The organism is Paenibacillus sp. EZ-K15, from assembly GCF_002573715.1.
GTDB lineage: Bacteria > Bacillota > Bacilli > Paenibacillales > Paenibacillaceae > Paenibacillus_AQ.
The window spans coordinates 926-19,851 of sequence record NZ_PDHM01000003.1 but is presented as its reverse complement, the minus strand read 5'-3'; the positions used below and the strand labels follow the sequence as shown (position 1 = coordinate 19,851).

18 protein-coding genes are annotated in these 18,926 nt (G+C 50.7%); all 18 read right to left on the bottom strand.

The window, feature by feature from the left end:
- Positions 1–89: 89 nt before the first annotated feature.
- The 18 genes from CRG97_RS00720 to CRG97_RS00635 all read right to left on the bottom strand — a co-directional run bounded on the left by CRG97_RS00720 (position 90) and on the right by CRG97_RS00635 (position 18,775).
- A complete protein-coding gene (locus CRG97_RS00720; RefSeq protein ID WP_397330366.1) occupies positions 90–1,826 on the bottom strand; it encodes a tetratricopeptide repeat protein in 1,737 nt (578 codons plus the stop codon).
- 89 nt (positions 1,827–1,915) lie between these two features.
- Positions 1,916–2,866: a ribose-phosphate diphosphokinase gene (locus CRG97_RS00715; RefSeq protein ID WP_076326139.1), complete on the bottom strand. Its 951-nt coding sequence runs from the start codon at positions 2,864–2,866 to the stop codon at positions 1,916–1,918.
- Between the two features lie 170 nt (positions 2,867–3,036).
- A complete protein-coding gene (gene hisJ, locus CRG97_RS00710) occupies positions 3,037–3,876 on the bottom strand; it encodes a histidinol-phosphatase HisJ (protein WP_098741297.1) in 840 nt (279 codons plus the stop codon).
- A gap of 11 nt (positions 3,877–3,887) precedes the next feature.
- Positions 3,888–4,589, bottom strand: coding sequence for a bifunctional phosphoribosyl-AMP cyclohydrolase/phosphoribosyl-ATP diphosphatase HisIE (gene hisIE, locus CRG97_RS00705; protein ID WP_098741296.1), 702 nt, complete (start codon positions 4,587–4,589; stop codon positions 3,888–3,890).
- Positions 4,586–5,344, bottom strand: a complete 759-nt coding sequence (gene hisF, locus CRG97_RS00700) for an imidazole glycerol phosphate synthase subunit HisF (RefSeq protein WP_098741295.1) — start codon at positions 5,342–5,344, stop codon at positions 4,586–4,588. Before hisF ends, hisIE begins: the two co-directional genes overlap by 4 nt.
- A 68-nt stretch (positions 5,345–5,412) precedes the next feature.
- Entirely contained in the window at positions 5,413–6,144 is a 732-nt protein-coding gene (gene hisA, locus CRG97_RS00695; protein WP_202618844.1) for a 1-(5-phosphoribosyl)-5-[(5-phosphoribosylamino)methylideneamino]imidazole-4-carboxamide isomerase, read from the bottom strand.
- 42 nt (positions 6,145–6,186) lie between these two features.
- A complete protein-coding gene (gene hisH, locus CRG97_RS00690) occupies positions 6,187–6,795 on the bottom strand; it encodes an imidazole glycerol phosphate synthase subunit HisH (RefSeq protein ID WP_098741293.1) in 609 nt (202 codons plus the stop codon).
- A gap of 3 nt (positions 6,796–6,798) precedes the next feature.
- Entirely contained in the window at positions 6,799–7,404 is a 606-nt protein-coding gene (hisB, locus tag CRG97_RS00685; protein ID WP_098741292.1) for an imidazoleglycerol-phosphate dehydratase HisB, read from the bottom strand.
- Between the two features lie 61 nt (positions 7,405–7,465).
- Positions 7,466–8,749, bottom strand: coding sequence for a histidinol dehydrogenase (hisD, locus tag CRG97_RS00680; protein WP_098741385.1), 1,284 nt, complete (start codon positions 8,747–8,749; stop codon positions 7,466–7,468).
- A 130-nt stretch (positions 8,750–8,879) separates the two neighbouring features.
- Positions 8,880–9,521 (bottom strand): ATP phosphoribosyltransferase, encoded by a 642-nt coding sequence (hisG, locus tag CRG97_RS00675; protein WP_098741291.1) that lies wholly within the window; start codon positions 9,519–9,521, stop codon positions 8,880–8,882.
- A 52-nt stretch (positions 9,522–9,573) separates the two neighbouring features.
- Positions 9,574–10,767, bottom strand: coding sequence for an ATP phosphoribosyltransferase regulatory subunit (locus CRG97_RS00670; RefSeq protein ID WP_098741290.1), 1,194 nt, complete (start codon positions 10,765–10,767; stop codon positions 9,574–9,576).
- A gap of 342 nt (positions 10,768–11,109) precedes the next feature.
- Positions 11,110–12,336 (bottom strand): acyltransferase, encoded by a 1,227-nt coding sequence (locus CRG97_RS00665; protein ID WP_098741289.1) that lies wholly within the window; start codon positions 12,334–12,336, stop codon positions 11,110–11,112.
- Positions 12,337–12,517: 181 nt separating this feature from the next.
- Positions 12,518–13,024, bottom strand: a complete 507-nt coding sequence (locus CRG97_RS00660; protein WP_076326130.1) for an acyltransferase — start codon at positions 13,022–13,024, stop codon at positions 12,518–12,520.
- 13 nt (positions 13,025–13,037) lie between these two features.
- Positions 13,038–13,688 carry a pyrophosphatase PpaX gene (ppaX, locus tag CRG97_RS00655; protein ID WP_098741288.1) on the bottom strand — a complete coding sequence of 217 codons (651 nt, stop codon included), beginning with the start codon at positions 13,686–13,688 and terminating at the stop codon, positions 13,038–13,040.
- A 7-nt stretch (positions 13,689–13,695) separates the two neighbouring features.
- Positions 13,696–14,829: a prolipoprotein diacylglyceryl transferase gene (gene lgt / locus CRG97_RS00650; protein WP_098741287.1), complete on the bottom strand. Its 1,134-nt coding sequence runs from the start codon at positions 14,827–14,829 to the stop codon at positions 13,696–13,698.
- 20 nt (positions 14,830–14,849) lie between these two features.
- Positions 14,850–15,788 carry an HPr(Ser) kinase/phosphatase gene (gene hprK / locus CRG97_RS00645; RefSeq protein WP_076326127.1) on the bottom strand — a complete coding sequence of 313 codons (939 nt, stop codon included), beginning with the start codon at positions 15,786–15,788 and terminating at the stop codon, positions 14,850–14,852.
- 539 nt (positions 15,789–16,327) lie between these two features.
- Positions 16,328–17,452, bottom strand: coding sequence for an ABC transporter ATP-binding protein (locus CRG97_RS00640; protein ID WP_098741286.1), 1,125 nt, complete (start codon positions 17,450–17,452; stop codon positions 16,328–16,330).
- Positions 17,453–17,560: 108 nt separating this feature from the next.
- On the bottom strand, positions 17,561–18,775 hold the full coding sequence (locus tag CRG97_RS00635; RefSeq protein ID WP_098741285.1) for a PucR family transcriptional regulator: 1,215 nt from the start codon (positions 18,773–18,775) through the stop codon (positions 17,561–17,563).
- Positions 18,776–18,926: the final 151 nt, after the last annotated feature.

Here is an 18,926-nt window from a genome sequence, read left to right as displayed (position 1 = left end):
TCGATTTCTGTTACGTGTTACATCCTATTCAGGACTTATGGAATCTTCATGTACCAAGGTCTCCTAAGTATCCGAATATGGGTTCTTACTTAAATGTTTTCCGTAAATGGCCGGAAATTATCATCCGGCTGTGCTTTCGTTTCACATACGCTATCCATTTGACGTGCGTAACGACTCACCGTTGATGGCGAAATACCGTAACGGACAGCCACCTGTTCATAGGTTAGGGTTCGTCCACGCTTCTTGGCCGTCAGATATTCCAATGCCGCTGCCCAGCCCTCCACATTCCGAATGTTCGGAATATCAGGGTACAGCCGGCTTAGGAACTCGGACCAGAGATTCTCCATCTCTTTTTTCCAAAAAGGGTCTACCCGCATGTCCATGGTCTGCTCTGCCTTCTCCAGCACCGCCTTCCAGGAAGGCAGCCAATCCGGCAGCACCTCACGGGTCTTGCTGCTGGATATATCGCGATCGTCGCGGCGTTCTTTCAGCCGATTGCTTGCGGCCTCCATCTGCTGGAGTACCAGGCGGGCGGCATCTTTCAGCTCCGCATCCTCTCCCGGTTCCTGTAGGAACGATTGCAGCGCATGCTGCACCTCTTCATCGGCAATCAATTCCAGCGTCCGGATCACCTGCAGCTTGGTATGGGGATCGCCATGCCGGAGCGCCCAGAAGAATGAAGAACGAATCAGCGGATTCTGTTTCGCTTCCTCCGTCAACTTGTCGCCGTCATGCTCCCAGCGTTTGAACTGCTCTTCGAACGGAAGGTGATAGTGGTAACTCACCTTCATCTGGTCCGTACCGGTCTCTTTACGCTTCTGCAGCTGCGCCAGATAGAAATTCGGAATCACCGAATCTCCGTCCAGCTTCAAAGCTTGCCGCCAATATTTCTCGGCCCTGTCATAATAACCGCTGTTGCATGCCGCAACAGCCGTATAATGATACAGACTAGGATCTCCGCTAAACTCCTCTTCCTTCAACAACCGGCGAAAATGACCGTAGGCAATTTCGTGCTGCCCCAGTATTCCCATCGTTGTCGCCAGCTTAAACACATGCTCCTGATGAAAAGGAACCGTCACCGTTAGCATGTCCATCAATCGGTCACGCTGCTCCTGATTTCCTTCATGCTGAAAGAAGATAGCCAGATTGCATAAACCGTGCAGATTGCCTGGCTCCTGATCCAACACCTCGCCAATGGTGCGCTTCGCAGTATCAAAGCGCCCCATATAATAATAGGCCAGAGCCAAATTGTTACGAGCAGCCAGAAAATCCGGATAATCCTTGACGATTTCCTCCAACAGCTTGACCGCTTGTGCGAATTTCCCTTCCTCAAGCAGCGCCCGGGCATGCTCATGCTCGACCACGCCTTCACGACTCTTGATCCGGTTCAGCTTGGCAGGACGATTCAGCTCATAATGAAGCAGCTCCATCATCTCCTCGGCCTCATCCAGAAACTGACCGCTGGGGTCTTCCTCCAGATAAGTAACAAGCGCTTCTTCCGCCTGCTCGAACTGTTCCATATTGGCGTAATTGTTCGCCATGTAGAAGTAGCACTCCGTCATCAACGGGTCAACTTGCTCCAAAATGTGAGCCAGCACATCGTTGGAAGCTTTATAATCTCCCGTCTCTGATAATATACCCGCCATATTGCAATGATTCACCGGATTATCCGGTTCATATTCAACAGCTTTGCGAAAATATTTCAGAGCCCTGTCATATTGGAAACGATCAAGCGAACGAACCGCGCGATCGAAGAAGAAATTGGCATTCATTTCGATAGATATAACATTGTGGGGGTCACTGGACCCATATGGATAACCATTCACGAAAAGCAAGGCACCTCCTTTAACTTGCTCCTCTATCCACAACAGTATAACACAAGTTTCAACGTCATTTGCAGAAAAAAGACACCAGTTTACACACCGGCGTCTTTGAATAAAGTGGCGATCGAGCCGCCCTCGGTAATAATGTGGGTTGCCTGGGCCAACATGGGCGCAACAGACAGCACCTTAAGCCGCATCTTGCAGTGATGATCTGGGAGCACGATGGAGTCTGTGACCACGATTTCCTCAATATGAGCATGGTCCAGACGGCTTAGTGCTTCACCGGAGAAGAGCCCATGGGTTGCACAAACAATGGCATCATTAGCTCCCCGTTCCTTCAGACCTTCGACCACTTGCACGATGGTGGTTCCCGTATCAATCAAGTCCTCGATAATAATCGGCGTACGCCCCGCCACGTCCCCAATGACATGGGTGATAACGGCTTCGTTATGGGCAGGACGCTGCTTGATCATCATGGCAAACGGCGATCCCAAGCGGCTCGCAAGCTTCTCGGCTGTCTTCGCCCGCCCGGCATCGGGGGATACGATGACCGGGTTCTCAATTTTCTTGGTCTTCAAATATTCCGTAATCAGATCGAGCGCAGTCAGATGATCCACCGGTATATTGAAGAAGCCCTGAATAGCAGGGGCATGCAGATCAATCGTAATCACGCGGTTGGCCCCGGCTGTGGTCAGCACATCGGCTACCATTTTGGCCGAAATCGGCTCACGCGGTGCTGCCTTCCGTTCCTGTCTGGCATAACCGTAATAAGGCACAATGATATTGATCGTTCTGGCGGAAGCACGCTTCGCGGCATCAATCATCACCAGCAGCTCTACGAACATTTCATTGATAGGGTGAGAAAAGGACTGCAGCAGAAAAACATCGCAATTGCGGATGCTCTCTTCAAAGTGCACATAAACTTCGCCACTCTGAAAGCGGGAAATCTTGATCTTTCCCGGTTCAACTCCCAACTGCTTACTGATATTTGCTGCAAGCGCCGGATTGGAAGTTCCGGCGAACAATCGTAATGAACGATACATGAGGACCTCCTGACGAGAGTGGTTGATAATGGCTGATGCAACGATCTCGTTGAAAGCGTTATCGTCAAATCAGGCCGTTCCCGCCTCCATCAACCTCTTCGAAGAAGGGTCTCTAGGAGTAGAAAACAGCCGTCTGCAATAAACCTGTTTGCAATTAGTGCTTATCTTTATTATACATTGTTTCCCTCAACATTCAAAAGCACCATCTCCCGCTTCCGGTTACGGAAGGTCGCGATCTCCCGAACGCCAAGCTCCGATAGCAGTGTTCTGGCCTGGCCCAGATGCTCGCCCAGCTTCATCGGCTGATGGGCATCCGACCCTAAAGTCAACGGAATGCCAAGCTTAATCGCTTCCTCCAGCATGCGGCGGCTCGGAAACATTTCCTCACAGGCCTTCGATAAACCGGAGGCATTCAGCTCCATGGCTTTCCCGCTTTGGGCCACAGCCGCAAGCGCGGCTTGTTCCAGAGCGATCACTTCCGACTTCTGTTCGGGGCCTGGTCCATAACCGAACCGCTTGATCACGTCCAGATGGCCCAAGATATCATAGAAGCCAGTCGCGGTGGCTTTCTGCACCGCATCATAATATTGCTGATAAACCTCAAGCGGATCATTGCCCTCCCAGCCTTGGGTCTGACGGTAATCCGTAATATCCCACTCTCCCAGAAAGTGTACGGAGCCGATAACATAATCCCACGGATAGTCCTTCACAATCCGCTCAATCTGTTCTTCGTATCCCTCGATATAATCGCCTTCGAGACCGATCCGAATGTCAATCTGTTTTTTGTAGCGTTCCTTCAGCTGCAGGCACTCTTCCACGTAACGCGGCAGCTCGTCCATCGGCATGGCCATTTCCGGATAATACGTTTCCGGGTTGACGTGAATCAAGGGCATATGATCCGACAAGCCCAATTGATCCATCCCGAGTTCAATGGCGCGCCGTACATACTCCTCCAGCTGCCCCTCGGCATGTCCGCACCGGGCATGGTGGGTATGGTAATCAATATGCATCGGTAGACCTCCTAATCGCGGCGTGGCCGTTCGTGGCGGCGACTCAGCTCATCCATGATCTCATCCAGCGGGAGCTTGCGCTCCTGGAGAAGTACCAGTAGGTGATAGATCAGATCGCTGATTTCAAGCTTAAGCTCGGCGTTGTCTTTATTTTTAGCGGCGATGATCGTTTCCGAAGCTTCTTCGCCCACCTTCTTCAGGATTTTGTCTACCCCTTTATCAAAGAGGTAAGTCGTATAAGCCCCTTCAGGCCGCTCCACTTCACGCTGGGCAATGACCTCTTCCAGCTCGGCAAGAACCGCAAACCGCCCGCTCTCTGCAGCTGCAGGGTTATTCGCAGTCCCGCTCTTCTGCCCCTGAATCGTAATCTCATTGTAAAAGCAGGTTGTTTGTCCGGTATGACAAGCAGGTCCCTTCGGATCCACCATCAGCAAGAGAGTGTCTCCATCACAGTCGTATGTCATGGAAACGACCGTCTGGACGTTCCCGGAAGTTGCCCCCTTATGCCACAGCTCCTCGCGCGAACGGCTCCAGAACCAAGTTTCGCCGCTTTCCAGCGTCAAGCGAAGAGACTCCCGATTCATATAAGCCATCATCAGCACCTGCTTGCTCTGTGCATCCTGTACAATCGCCGGCACCAGGCCCAAGGCATCCCAACGGATATGCTCGCTGACCTGCTCCAGGGATAAATCCTTCAACATATCTTCGCTCACCGTATATCCACTCCTTTTTGACTAAGATGCAACTTCAGATGAGGAATCGTGATCTCTTTATAATGGAAAATCGTTGCGGCAAGGCCCGCATCCGCCTTGCCTGTGGTGAACACGTCATAGAAGTGATCCTCTTTGCCAGCACCGCCGGACGCGATGACCGGGATCTGTACTGTTGAAGATACGGCAGAGGTAAGTGATAGATCGAACCCATCCTTCGTTCCGTCTGCATCCATGCTGGTCAACAGAATCTCGCCTGCACCCAGGCTTTCCGCCTGCTTCACCCAATCCAGCGCTTTGATGCCGGAAGGCGTACGTCCGCCGTGCGTGTACACTTCCCATTCTCCCCACGCTTCGTTGTACTTGGCATCGATCGCCACAACGATGCATTGGGAGCCGAATTTGCGTGCCCCGGCTGAGATGAGCTCCGGCTGCTTGACCGCTGCCGTATTCATCCCGATCTTATCCGCGCCTGCCCGCAGAATCCGCTTCATGTCCTCGACGGACGAAATGCCTCCACCCACGGTAAAAGGGATGGCAATTTCCCCTGCCGTTTTCCGCACGACTTCCTCCATCGTCGCCCGGCCTTCGACCGATGCCGAAATATCCAGAAAGACTAACTCGTCTGCGCCTTCCCGGTCATAGAGCGCCGCCAATTCCACGGGATCGCCCGCATCGCGGAGATTCACAAAATTTACACCCTTCACCACCCGGCCGTCCTTCACGTCCAGGCAAGGTATGATCCGTTTTGCCAGCATGCTGTTCCCCTCTTCCCCTATGAACTGTATCGATCAACCTCTTATTTGAACGGACCCTAAGTCCAGACCTATTTGATTCTCGTAATTGCCTCGTTCAGGTCAATATTGCCTGTATACAGCGCCTTGCCTACGATCGCTCCGCCTACACCGTCGCCGCTGTGTGCGCTGAGCGCCAGCAAATCGTCCAGCTTCGTCACGCCGCCCGAAGCGATGACCGAGCGGCCGCTGGCTTTCGCAAGCGAGACAATCCCCTCCACGTTAGGCCCCTGCATCATCCCGTCACGGGAAATATCGGTAAAGATGAAGGTTTCCGCTCCTTTGGCTGCCAGCTCCTTAGCCAACACCTCGGCTTGAACCTCTGACGTTTCCAGCCAGCCCCTAGTTGCGACGTATCCGTTGCGCGCGTCGATCCCGATGGCCACCTTATCCCCGTACTTGCCCAGCACCTCTTCCGTAAAGACACGGTCTTCAATTGCCGCCGTACCGATGATAACACGGCTGACGCCAAGCGACAGCAGCCGCTCCACATCCGCCAGCGTGCGCAGACCTCCGCCTACCTGAACTGGAACCTGGACGCTTGCTGCGATCTTCCCGATGATACCGTCATTTACCGGATGGCCTGCCTTCGCTCCGTCCAAATCCACGAGATGAATAAAGGTGCCGCCCTGCTCTTCCCACGATTTGGCTACCTCGAGCGGATTGTCATTGTATACCGTTTCTTGATTATAATCGCCTTGTACGAGCCTGACGCATTTGCCGCCGCGAATATCGATTGCCGGATATATGATAAAAGAGGACATCCCCATTCCCACTTTCCTTCTGGTCTATTTGATCACCTTACATTACGTTAAAGCCAAGAAATTGCGAAGCAGGCTCATCCCAAGCTCCCCGCTCTTCTCGGGATGGAACTGCATGCCATACACCGAATCGCGGCCTACGATGGCTGTCACTGGCTGACCGTAATCGGTAACCGCCAGCAAATCAGCCTGAACCTCAGGAAGAACATGATACGAGTGGACAAAATACACATGACCTTCCTCAAGTCCCGCAAACAGCGGATGCTCCCGCTTCTCGAACTGCAATGAATTCCAGCCCATATGCGGCACCTTGTAGTCACCACCCGTAAACCGTACAACCGATCCGGGCAAAATATCCAGCCCTTCAAACTTGCCATGCTCCTGGCTCCGGCTGAACAGGAGCTGCATGCCGAGGCAAATCCCCAGCAGCGGCTTCCCCGATTTCGCTGCTTCCTTCATGACCGAGTCCAGCGAAGTTTCGCGCAGCTGCTCCATAGCATCGCCGAACGCGCCGACCCCAGGCAGAATGATGCCATCCGCCGCCAGAATCTCCTCTCGCTCCCCGGTAACGAGCGGCTTATATCCAAGCCGCTCCACTGCTTTGCTGACGCTGTGCAGATTGCCCATGCCGTAATCCACGATTGCAATGGCCATCGATTAGAGCACTCCCTTCGTGGATGGCACGCCGGTCACCCGCGGATCCACGGTAGTCGCCTCATCCAATGCACGGCCGAGGGCCTTAAATACCGCTTCAATCATATGGTGAGTATTGTGTCCGTAATGAACGATGACATGCAGCGTGATTCGCGCCTCCAGCGCCAACTTCCACAGAAATTCATGGACAAGCTCAGTTTCAAAAGAGCCTACCTGCTGCGAAGGGTACTCGGCCCGATACTCAAAATGCGGACGGTTGCTGATATCCACAATGACTTGAGCAAGCGCCTCATCCATCGGTACAAACACGCTGGCATAGCGCTTAATGCCTTTTTTATCACCCAGCGCCTCGCGGAACGTCTGCCCCAGGCAAATCCCGATATCCTCCACCGTGTGGTGGTCATCGATCTCGATATCTCCCTTCGCCTTCACGCGAAGATCAAATTGACCATGCTTCGTAAACAAATCAAGCATATGATTCAGAAACGGCACATCGGTTTCCAATTCCGAGATCCCGGTTCCATCGACATTGAAATCCAGGGCAATATCGGTCTCATTAGTTTTGCGGCTCACGCCGGCTGATCTTGCTGCTGCATCCAAACTGCTCACGTTGATTGCCTCCTCTAAACGTATCTAGTATGAACGAATCATTCATGTTCCTCTTTGATGCTTAACGCTCCTGTTCAAGCCGAATCTCGATCGCCCGGGCATGACCTTCAAGCCCTTCGCGCCGAGCCAGCTCCATAATCTGCTCGCCATCGCGCAGCAGGGCTTCCTTGCTGTAGTAGATCAAGCTTGATTTCTTAATGAAATCGTCCAAATCAACCGGCGATGCGAACCGAGCCGTCCCATTCGTCGGGATGATATGATTCGGTCCTGCAAAATAATCACCTACCGGCTCCGAGCTGTATGGCCCGAGGAAGATCGCACCCGCGTTCTCGATCTGGCCCACAATCGCCATCGGCTCCTCTGTCACAATTTCCAGATGCTCCGGCGCCAAACGGTTAATAACTTCAATCCCTTCTCTAAGGGATTCCGTGATGATCACCGCGCCGTAAGTATCCACGGATGCGCGAGCGATGTCACGCCGCGGCAGCAGTTCAAGCTGCCGCTGCACTTCTGTGGCAACAGCCTCGCCCAGCTTGCGTGAAGGCGTCACGAGAATGGCGGATGCCATCTCGTCATGCTCTGCTTGGGAGAGCAAATCCGCCGCAATATACGAAGCATCTGCGCTGTCATCGGCCAATACCGCAATCTCGCTCGGACCGGCAAGGCTGTCAATATTGACCGCCCCGTACACTTCTCGCTTGGCCAGCGCAACATAAATATTGCCGGGACCGCAGATTTTATCAACGGAAGAGATGCTCTCCGTACCGTAGGCCAACGCCGCAATCGCCTGAGCTCCTCCTACGCGGTAGATCTCCGTAACGCCGGCCTCGGCTGCGGCGACCAGGATATAGGGATTAATCCCATCCTTTCCGCCGGTAGCAGGGGGAGTGACCATGACAATCTCGGGCACACCTGCGACCTGCGCCGGGATGACGTTCATCAGCACGGACGAAGGATAGGCTGCCTTCCCGCCGGGCACATATACACCCACGCGCTTCAACGGGCGAATGATCTGTCCCAAGATGCTGCCGTCGGCTTGAAGATCCATCCAGGAATTACGCTTCTGCTTCACATGGAAAGCACGAATATTATTCGCGGCGGCCTGAATCGCCTTCACGAACGAAGACTCCACATGATGATAAGCCTCTTTGAGCTCTTCATCCGTTACGCGAAGCTGATCTGCCGTAAGACGGACGCGGTCCAATTGCTCGGTATGCCGAAGCAAGGCAGCATCTCCTTCAGACCGCACATCCCGCACAATAGCCTTCACGACTTCATTCTGCTCTGGTGTACCGTAATCATTTTCCCGTTTCAGCTGAAAGTCCCGTGCTGATACAACCTTCACCTTCATCTCCCCCAATCCCGCTGCTTGCATCACATCTTGTTTTTGATACACGCATAGCATTTCTTACGAATCGACAATCTATTTGTCCGACCCATCCATGCTCATCCTGTTTATACCTTCGTTCTTAGCGCTATATATTCGCTCCCTCAGACATAATGACCATTTGCAGCCGATCACACAATGCCTGAATTTCATCATTCTTCATCCGATAGCTGACACGATTGGCAATCAGGCGACTTGTAATTTCAAAGATGCTGGTCATCTCTATAAGTCCGTTCTCCTTGAGCGTTTGGCCGGTTTCCACCATATCCACGATCCGGTCCGCCAAGCCGATAAGCGGTGCAAGCTCGATGGAACCATTCAGCTTAACCACTTCAACCTGCTGGCCTTGTTCACGGAAATACTGCGAAGCCACATTCGGATACTTGGTGGCAACCCGCTGACGTATGCCCGGCTTCCAATCCGGTAAGCCGATAACCGACATCCGGCACCTTGCGATGCCGAGATCGAGCAGCTCATAGACATCTTTGTTCTCTTCCATCAGCACATCCTTGCCAACGATTCCGATATCCGCGACACCGTATTCCACATAAGTCGGCACATCCACCGGCTTCGCCAGAATAAATTCCATTCCTGCCTCCGGCAAGGGAATGACCAGCTTGCGCGTCTCATCCACATCGAGGGGAATCGGAAGTCCGGCTGAACGAAACAGCGCGGATGCTTTTTTATATATACGCCCTTTGGGCATCGCTACTTTCAACGTTTCCGCCACGTTCAACTCCTCCTGACCTAAACCTATATAAAATAGAGTGAAATATCAACTTCTATCGAAGGGTAATGATCTCCCGATAGCCTCTATTAAGCAGACTGCCGGATACAACGGGTACTTCCTCATCGCGGACATTCGCCGAGTCTGGCATAATCGAGGTGATGACGGTATGACCCTGTGACCGCAATTCTGATGCTTTTGCCAAACCTTCTTTGCGATAGGAAGCCGTGTAACGGATCAGAACGGGCAGCTCCTCCGTAATCTCTTCTCCCTGTACCCCATCCAATATGCGATTGGTCTTAAGCGCAAAGCCGGTAGCCGGAACCGCACGGCCAAACTGCTGGAGCAGCTTGTCATAACGACCGCCGCTCGCAACGGGTGAACCAAGCTCAGCAGCATAGCCTTCAAACGTCATGCCGGTGTAATAGGAGAAATCTCCGAGCATCGTCAGATCAAACAGAACATGCCTGGAAACGTCGTATGCCTCCAGCACCTCCCATACTCTGCACAGGTGCTCAATAGAAGCTCTTGCGAGATCATTGCTGCTAATCTCAAGTGCTTGCCCGGCAATCTCCCTGCCCCCGCGCAGCTTCAGGATTCCCTCCAGCTGGTCCTGCTGTGTCTCCGTAAGACGCAGACTGGCAATGGTATTTCGGTATCCGACATAGTCGCGGTTCAGCAGATCCTGCTTCAGGCTCTCTTGATCCTCCGTCCGCTCAGGCAGCACCTCTTGCAGAAGGCCATTAAGGTAACCCATATGCCCCATCGCGATTTTGAATTTCTCCACACCTGCCGCCTTCAGGGATTCGATCGCCAGCGCAATCACTTCGGCATCGGCCTCCGGCGTATCGTCGCCTACAAGCTCTACACCCGTCTGGAAGAATTCAGCCTCCCGGCCAGCCTCTTCTTCGATTGCGCGAAACACATTTGCATGGTAAGACAAACGCACCGGTAACGGCTCATCCTTCAGGAGAGATGACATGACCCGTGCTATGGGAGCGGTCAGATCGGAGCGCAGCACCATGGTCGTTCCGCGCTTATTCAATAATTTAAACAGTTTTTGGTCCGACGTAGAGCTTGCTACGCCTACCGTATCGTAATATTCCATCGTTGGTGTCATAATCTGCTGGTATCCCCAGCGGTCCATACATGCAAGCACTTCACGTTCAATCCGGCGCAGCTTGGTGACCGCATGAGGGAGATAATCACGAACACCTGCTGGTTTCTCGAAGCCTTTTGGTTTAGACATGACGCTCCACCTCAAATTCAGAAAAGTCTTTACTATGGTAAAGTGGTACCTTGCTAATAAATTAAAGGATATTGGCTATATTACCATGAACCCTGCCTGATCGTCAATGGATCATGAATGCGTCCTGCTATGTATCGTTCTCCGTTGTAATCCGCCTTAGCCGCCAAAGAATCCTCTTAACTTATGGGTATAATTGTAACACAAGAACATGCTGGAGTGGCTTACTTGTCTATGAGCGAACCTCTGCTATGTCCAGCGACGGCATAATGCAAAAAAAGCCGCCCGATTGCCGGACGGCTTTGCTTCATAATGATAAAAAAGAAAAAAGTATGCCTGCTATGGTTATAGATCTACTGATTTTTTGCTGTCGCCTGTAACGGTGTCTTTTCTCTGCGTTGGTGCTTTCGGTGCTTTAGATGATGGCTTCAAAGATCGCGGAACGCTGCCGAGCAGCATCCAGGAGCCCGGAACCCACCGGAACACGGTTTGCACCACCAGCGCACTGACGATCAATGCAGTTACCATGCCGCCATATATCCAGATGAGATAATCATCGGTTACCGGATTTAGCTTGAGATCGTACTCCCGATACAGGAACAGCCAAAGAGGGTGCACTAGATAGATCGCGAAGGACAGCTCGCCAATCCGCGTCAGCACCTTCACGATGAGTTTCCAACCGCTGTTATACAGCCAGCTGGCCAGCTGCATCAGCACAATCGCGGAGAAAACCGTGTGCAGATTCCATAACAGCTCGTACAACAGGGAGTCATATTTGGCACCATGCAATCTCTGATTGTACCAAATCTGCACATGTGTCAGTGCCATTGCGAGCCAACCGGCCCATAACACGACCGTACCTGCTCTTTGACCTGAAGTCTGCTTTTTCCAGGATGACGTAAGCCAACCCTTGAATTTGTCGTAATTCATCGCCAGATAAGCACCCAGCATATAGTAGGCTAAATACGAGATGGCCAAGCTTCCTTTAAACGTGTATTGAAGCTCGTATTTATTCCAAATGATAAAGCCCCATTGAAGCAGGAACCCGATGGGAACCGCCCACCGTACAAGAAACCGGGACGATTTGAACAGCTTAAGGAAGATCGGGAACAGGATATAGAACTGCAAACTGATAAATACAAAATATAAGTGCGTATAGTTCTGCCCCCGAATTAAACGTTCAAAGAAAAGCGGCATCTGTGCCCATAGATCAAATGAGCTGTTGAGCAACCCGTTCTGATACATCCGTACAAAGAAATAGATGATCGAGAACAACACATAAGGCAGCAAAATATACAAGAGCCGCCGTTTGTAGAAGTTTTTGATCAGATCCTTGGTCAGAGGCCGGTCCGCATAGTTATAGAACAGCACGAAGCTGCTTAGGAATATAAACGAAGGTGTACCATATTTAAAGAAAATGTTCAAAAAATTAATAATATAATAGAATCGCGAATCAATCGCATCAACTGTTGCAAATGAAGTCGCATGAACGTGAAGCACGCCCAGGATGGCCAGCGCACGATAAATATCGAGCTGCGGGAGCCTTTCCTTCTTGTTCAGCGTTGCACTCATGTCAGGCGTCGCCTCCTTGATTTCAAGTATTTTCATAGAGTCAATGTATAAGGATGGGCGGGCAAAAAAGTCCCTCAAGGCTATCATACCCCGGGGACTATGGAATCGCTTTGTGTCATGTTATCCTCTACTCATTCTACAATAATTCAGGTAGCTTGAGAACCTAACTTGTCACATTACCTCAAATTGACTCACTTTCCGTCGATGTCCTCTTCAGCTCTCGCAATGGATTGCCGCCTACAAAAACACCCGGTGCCACATCTTTATGTACGACAGACCCTGCAGCAACAACCGCTCCATCTCCGATCGTTACGCCAGGCAAAATCGTAGTGTTCGCGCCGATGAGCACGTTCTCCCCGATCCGCACTTCACCCAGGCGATATTCCTTTATTAAATACTCATGAGCAAGAATCGTTGTATTGTAGCCGATCACCGAATTCTCGCCGATAGATATTTTCTCCGGAAAAAACACATCCACCATGACCATCAATCCAAACGCGGTATGCCTCCCCACCTTCATCCCGAGCATATGGCGGTATATCCAGTTCTTCAAGGGCAGGATAGGGCAATAGCGGGCCAACTGGATAAAGATGAAGTTCTTGACGCCCTTGAACGGGCTCACGGTGCGGTAGATTTGCCATAGCGCGTTGGGCCCTTCTACAGGATAACGGGTAACCTTTCTGGCCATGCTGCCAAAACTCCTATTCCTCTTGAAGTCCTACGATCTCATACAGGTCTTTCATATCCATTAAAACATAATCCGGACCATACTCCATCAGCTTCTGCTCACCCTTCAGGGACCAAGCTACGGCGGCGGCCTTCACGCCCGCCGCCTTGGCAGATTGAATGTCGACCGGACTGTCCCCGATCATCAATGTCGTAGCCGGATTGGCGCCCAGCCGCTCGATCGCCGTCAGAACGGGCTCAGGATGCGGTTTCGGATGCTCGACGTCGTTCACCGTCACAATCGCCGACATGAAGCGCTCCAGATCGTACTTCTCCAAAGTCATCATCGTGGAGGGACGAATCTTCGTCGTTACGATCCCCAGTGAAAGCCCGTGACGATGAAGACGCTCCACGACTTCATTTACATGGGGGAACGGTTTAACCATCTCATCATGATGAAGCGTGTTGAAGGAGCGGTAGGCTTTGACAAGCGGACTAACATCCTCGACGCCTCCCGAGAAAGCCTGCAGCTGCTGTTCCAGCGTGGTTCCCATATGTGGAATGATCTGCTCCCTGGTTAGCGGTCCCGGGGCCTGAGCCTCGAAGACATGCAGAAACGACGAGATAATCAATTCATTCGTATCAATAATGGTTCCGTCCAAATCAAACAGTACGGTTTCGATCATGCTGCAACTACTCCTTTTTGTCCTCCGTATCTGGTTTTATTGCCGGAGTATCTTCTACTGGGGACGGTTTGACTTCCGTCTCCTGGACTTGGGTTAGAGTGCTTTTGTCAGCCGTCTCTGCTGGCTCTGCTGCCGGTTTGTCCTGCTTAACAGGTGCCTGCGCAGATGACTTCGCGGCTTTATTGGTCTGAAGGTCCGCTTCAGGCGTAGGGCCTGCTCCGGTCTTCGTTGACACGATGGGGTCCAAATAACGCACATTGGCGCGACCCGTTACACGGCGCACAATGATCAGTATGATGCCTGCAATGACAATCAACACCGACAGCAGCTGAGAAATCCGAATATTGCCGTAGGCCGGATCCAGATGGCCCAGTTCAAAGCCCATCCAAGTCATCGGTGCCCATAACGTATTGTTAATGAAGTCGGCAAGTCCGGCTGCGCCTTGGAACGCCAAACTGTCCGTGCGCACCGCTTCAATGAAGAATCGGCCGATGGAATACCAGATGAAATATCCGATGAAGAGCTCGCCTGCGCGCAGGAATTTCTGTCTGCGAAGAATAAGCAGTATGACAATACCCACCAAGTTCCATAAGGATTCGTATAGGAAGGTAGGATGATGGAATACGCCTTGTACATTCATTTGATTGACGATGAAATCAGGCAGGTGCAGCTGCCCCCGTAAAAAGGATTCGCTGACAGGACCGCCATAGGCCTCCTGGTTAACGAAATTCCCCCAGCGACCAATGATTTGGCCGGCCAACAGAGACGGAGCACAGATATCAGCAATCCGCCAGAATGAGTAGCCTCTTCTATGTACAAAGATCAAAGCGCAGATAATAGCCCCGATGAGAGCACCAAATATCGCAATCCCGCCATTCCATGTTTTGAACACGTCCAGGAAGTTGTCCTTATAATCTTCCCATTTAAATGCTACATAATAAATACGTGCACCAATAATTGCCGAAGGTACGCCAAGCAATACCAAATCCATAAAGAACTCCTGCGGAATGCCAAAACGCTTCCCCTCGCGAATCGCCAGCAACAGCCCCACCAAAGCACCCAGCCCTAAAATCAAGCCATACCAATGAACACGCAGCGATCCGATGGAGAACACCACCGGATCGATGAGCAATGTTTGCATCACTTATAACCTCCCTAGTCCTAGTCCAAATCGTCCATATCTTCAGCGATCGTTGCTGTCAGCTTGTTCGTAAACTGCAGCGCAGCATTCAGTCCCATTTGTTTCAGTCTGTAGTTCATAGCTGCCACTTCAATAATAACCGCAAGGTTACGTCCTGGACGAACCGGAATGGTGACCAGAGGGATGTCCGTCTCAATAATTCGAGTTGTTTCTTCATCTAACCCCAGTCGATCATACTGTTTATCCTGCTGCCAGGCTTCCAATCGAACAACAAGCGTAATCCGTTTATTGTTCCGAACGGCTCCTGCACCGAACAACGTCATTACATTAATAATACCGACTCCGCGGATCTCCAGAAGATGGCGAATGAGCTCCGGCGCCGTACCGTGAAGCTGAAAATCCGATGTCTGACGTATCTCCACCGCATCGTCCGCAATTAATCGGTGTCCGCGTTTGACGAGCTCCAGTGCCGTCTCGCTTTTCCCGATACCGCTTGAGCCTGTTATCAGCATCCCCACGCCATAAACATCGCACAATACCCCGTGGATGGTTGTAGTTGGTGCGAGTTTGCGTTCCAGGAAGCTTGTGAATCGGCTTGTCAGAATGGTTGTCGCCATGCTGCTGCGCAGGACAGGCAAACCTCTCTCATTCCCGAGTTCCACCAGTTCCTCCGGCACTTCCAAGGAACGTGTAACCACGATGCAAGGTGTTTCTTCCGTGCACAGGCTGCGCATCCGCTCTTTACGCTCTTCCGGCTTCAGCATCCCGAAGAAAGCCAACTCCGTGCGCCCCAGAAGCTGGACCCGTTCCCGCGGATGGTATTCAAAATAACCGGCCATTTCCAATCCCGGGCGATTCAGATCGTCCGTTGTAATCTGACGTTTTAAGCCTTCCTCACCTGCGATGACCTCCAACTGAAACTGCTGGACCAGCTCGGATACCTTCACTTTCTTGGCCATGGTCTTACCCCTCTTCTTCCATTGTATGTTGACATCACAACGCAACCGTCTTATACACGGCCCGTATTGGATGATATATTCCATATTCGATATTTTCTAAAGTAAATAATCTGTATAAGCCTTATCAGCGATCTGGAAATTCACATGAAATATGCTTCAACATTCCGTATGTCCCATACTTATGTATCCCTTGCTTTGTGCTTATCTTATCGAAAAAAGCCAATGAATGCAATTCTAACCGGCTACTCCATTGCGACATTAGGCTTATATGGGGGTGACTTCCACTACTATTGCGGTACTACAACTTGAATAATATTAATGTCATGTTTTATTAGAAAAGGCATGGGACTCTATTTATTTCCCGCCTCTGGGTTAGCTGCTTTAAATAGATTGCTACCCATCGAATACTTCTACTAGCAACTGCGAAAGACGCCCCAAACCTTTTTCTAGGCGTAAATACTACCATGATTATTGTCTTTTTCTCCTAAAAAAACCGCCCCTTGAGGGGGCGGTTTTCAAGAGATCCCGATTGCTGAAGATTAGTCTTCCAGCAATACGTTCAATTCAGACTCTTTATCAAAGATATGAACTTTGTTCATGTCGAGTGCCAATTTTACATTGTCGCTTTCGCGAGTAGTCGAACGTCCGTCTACGCGGCCGATAACTGTATCGGAGCCCAATCCGCTCAAGTACAAGAGCATTTCGTGACCAAGGTTCTCGGTTACATCGACTTTTGCAGAGAAGATCGTGTTCGGGGAAGCTTCCAGGAATACTGGCTCTTCATGAATATCTTCCGGACGAACACCCATGATTACTTCTTTGCCAATCATGGATTTATTTTTGAGCAATTGTGCTTTACCGCCTGGAACTTGAACGTTCAAGCCCTGGGAAGTGAAGTATACGCCACCGTTTTGCTCGGACAATTTACCGTTGATGAAGTTCATGGTTGGGGAACCGATGAAACCAGCAACGAACAGGTTGTTCGGATTGTTGTACAGTTGCTCTGGGGAATCCGCTTGTTGAATAATGCCGTCTTGCATAACAACGATACGGTCACCCATCGTCATAGCTTCTGTTTGGTCATGCGTTACATAGATACAAGTGGTTTCAAGACGCTTAACCAGCTTTGTAATTTCGGCACGCATCTGACCGCGGAGTTTCGCATCCAAGTTGGAAAGCGGCTCATCCATCAAGAAGACTTGCGGATCACGGACAATCGCACGACCCAAGGCAACACGCTGACGCTGACCACCGGACAGAGCTTTTGGTTTACGCTCAAGCAAATGCTCGATATCCAGGATTTTCGCTGCTTCACGTACACGTTTATCGATTTCGTCTTTCTTCACTTTACGGAGTTTCAAACCGAATGCCATGTTCTGATATACGTTCATATGTGGATACAAGGCGTAGGATTGGAATACCATCGCGATGTCACGATCTTTAGGTGCTACATCGTTAACAACGCGGTCGCCAATGTAAAGTTTACCCTCAGAAATTTCCTCAAGACCTGCGATCATACGCAATGTCGTGGACTTACCGCAACCGGAAGGACCTACCAATACCAAGAATTCTTTATCTTTAATATCCAGATTAACGTCAATTACAGTTGCTTTATCCGCACCTGCATACTTTTTGTAAATATGCTCTAAGCGTACACCAGCCATGTGCATTTGCCCCCTCATATGAATGTTATGAAATCGAATACAATTAATTTATAATCTTATATTACCCCATAGGCACCTGACTTGCTATACACAATCTGCACAAAAAACCTATTTCCTTTTCGTCACTTTATACAATAGAAGCGTTATTTTCACTAAAACCGCATCACTGAAGCTGCGAACATCAAGCCCCGTCTCCTGTTTGATCTTATCCAGGCGGTATAGCAGCGTGTTACGGTGAATATATAGGTGCTTGGCCGTCTCGCTCACGTTACAATCCAATTCGAAAAAAGACTCCAGCGTTGACAAGGTCTCACTATCCTCGAATAAATCGGTATGTCCGGCAGCGTACTCTCGCAGAAATTGATTGCGTTGGTACTCGGGAATGCTATAGACCAGGCGCTCCAGATGAAGCCCGGTCGACAGATGGATATGTTCCTTTACCTGGAAGGTACGGCCGATGGTCATGGTCTCTCTTAACATGCTAACGGTCTGTGGCAGAGCATGCAGGGCATTAACTGCCGGTATCGCCGAGATATGGAAATCCCCCACCCATTCCGTTGAAATCAGCTCATAGAGCCCCATACAGAATAAGGAGAGCAAATCTTGATCGCCTTCCACCGAAGCATCCTCTTTATCATCCGTCGTTATACCGTCCAGCAATTCCTGGTTCGCTAAGATAATCCATTCCTTATCAAGCAGTGGCACCAGAATGATGTCCCCGCCAAAATAGCTGCGCAATAACCGATGCAGTGCCTTATAACTTGGAGTAGGGGCGTGCTCGCTCTCATGAATAAGAAGAAAGGGAACCATGTCCTCCGTCAAGCTTGTCCGAATCCACATTTCCTCTGGCAATTCAGCAAGCAGTTCCCCGGCTTGCAGGCGTTCCTTTAACCAACCACCCAACTGTTGGGCGCGTCGTTCTTCTTCAACCTTACCGGCACTCTTGGACACTACCCCTGGTGTCGTATCCTGAAGGCTCGACAATAGTAGAGTTATAAGCCCAATCTCCGACTCCGTCAAAGCACTCTGATTCGCTACAATTACCCGACTAGGATCCTGTTGATTCACAGGAATCCAAATCTCACCAAGGTTCTTGTGCACATAGGCGCCGTGAACCCTTCGTGATTGGTGTGAGGTTCTGTTTTCTTCACGGCTACTAGCCCCCTGGGCTCTTTCCTCATGACCCATCCGATCACCGAATGGCGGTGAGGTCGCTATTAGTTTTGTTAACCATGCTGCTTCCTGAGCATTCAATGTTTTTAAACCGAGTGAGGTACCCAAGGTCTGCTCTAGTTTCTGAACGATGTGCTCCATCTCCACCATTGATGACTCCACCACTTTATCGTTTTTTCTTATTTTAGCATAACACCCAGTGCAAGCGACAATGCCTTCTCTCTAAGTCCAGTTACATTAGAGAAAAACAGCTTAAAAACAACACAAAAAGAGCCGTCAACAACGTTGACGACTCTTCGGA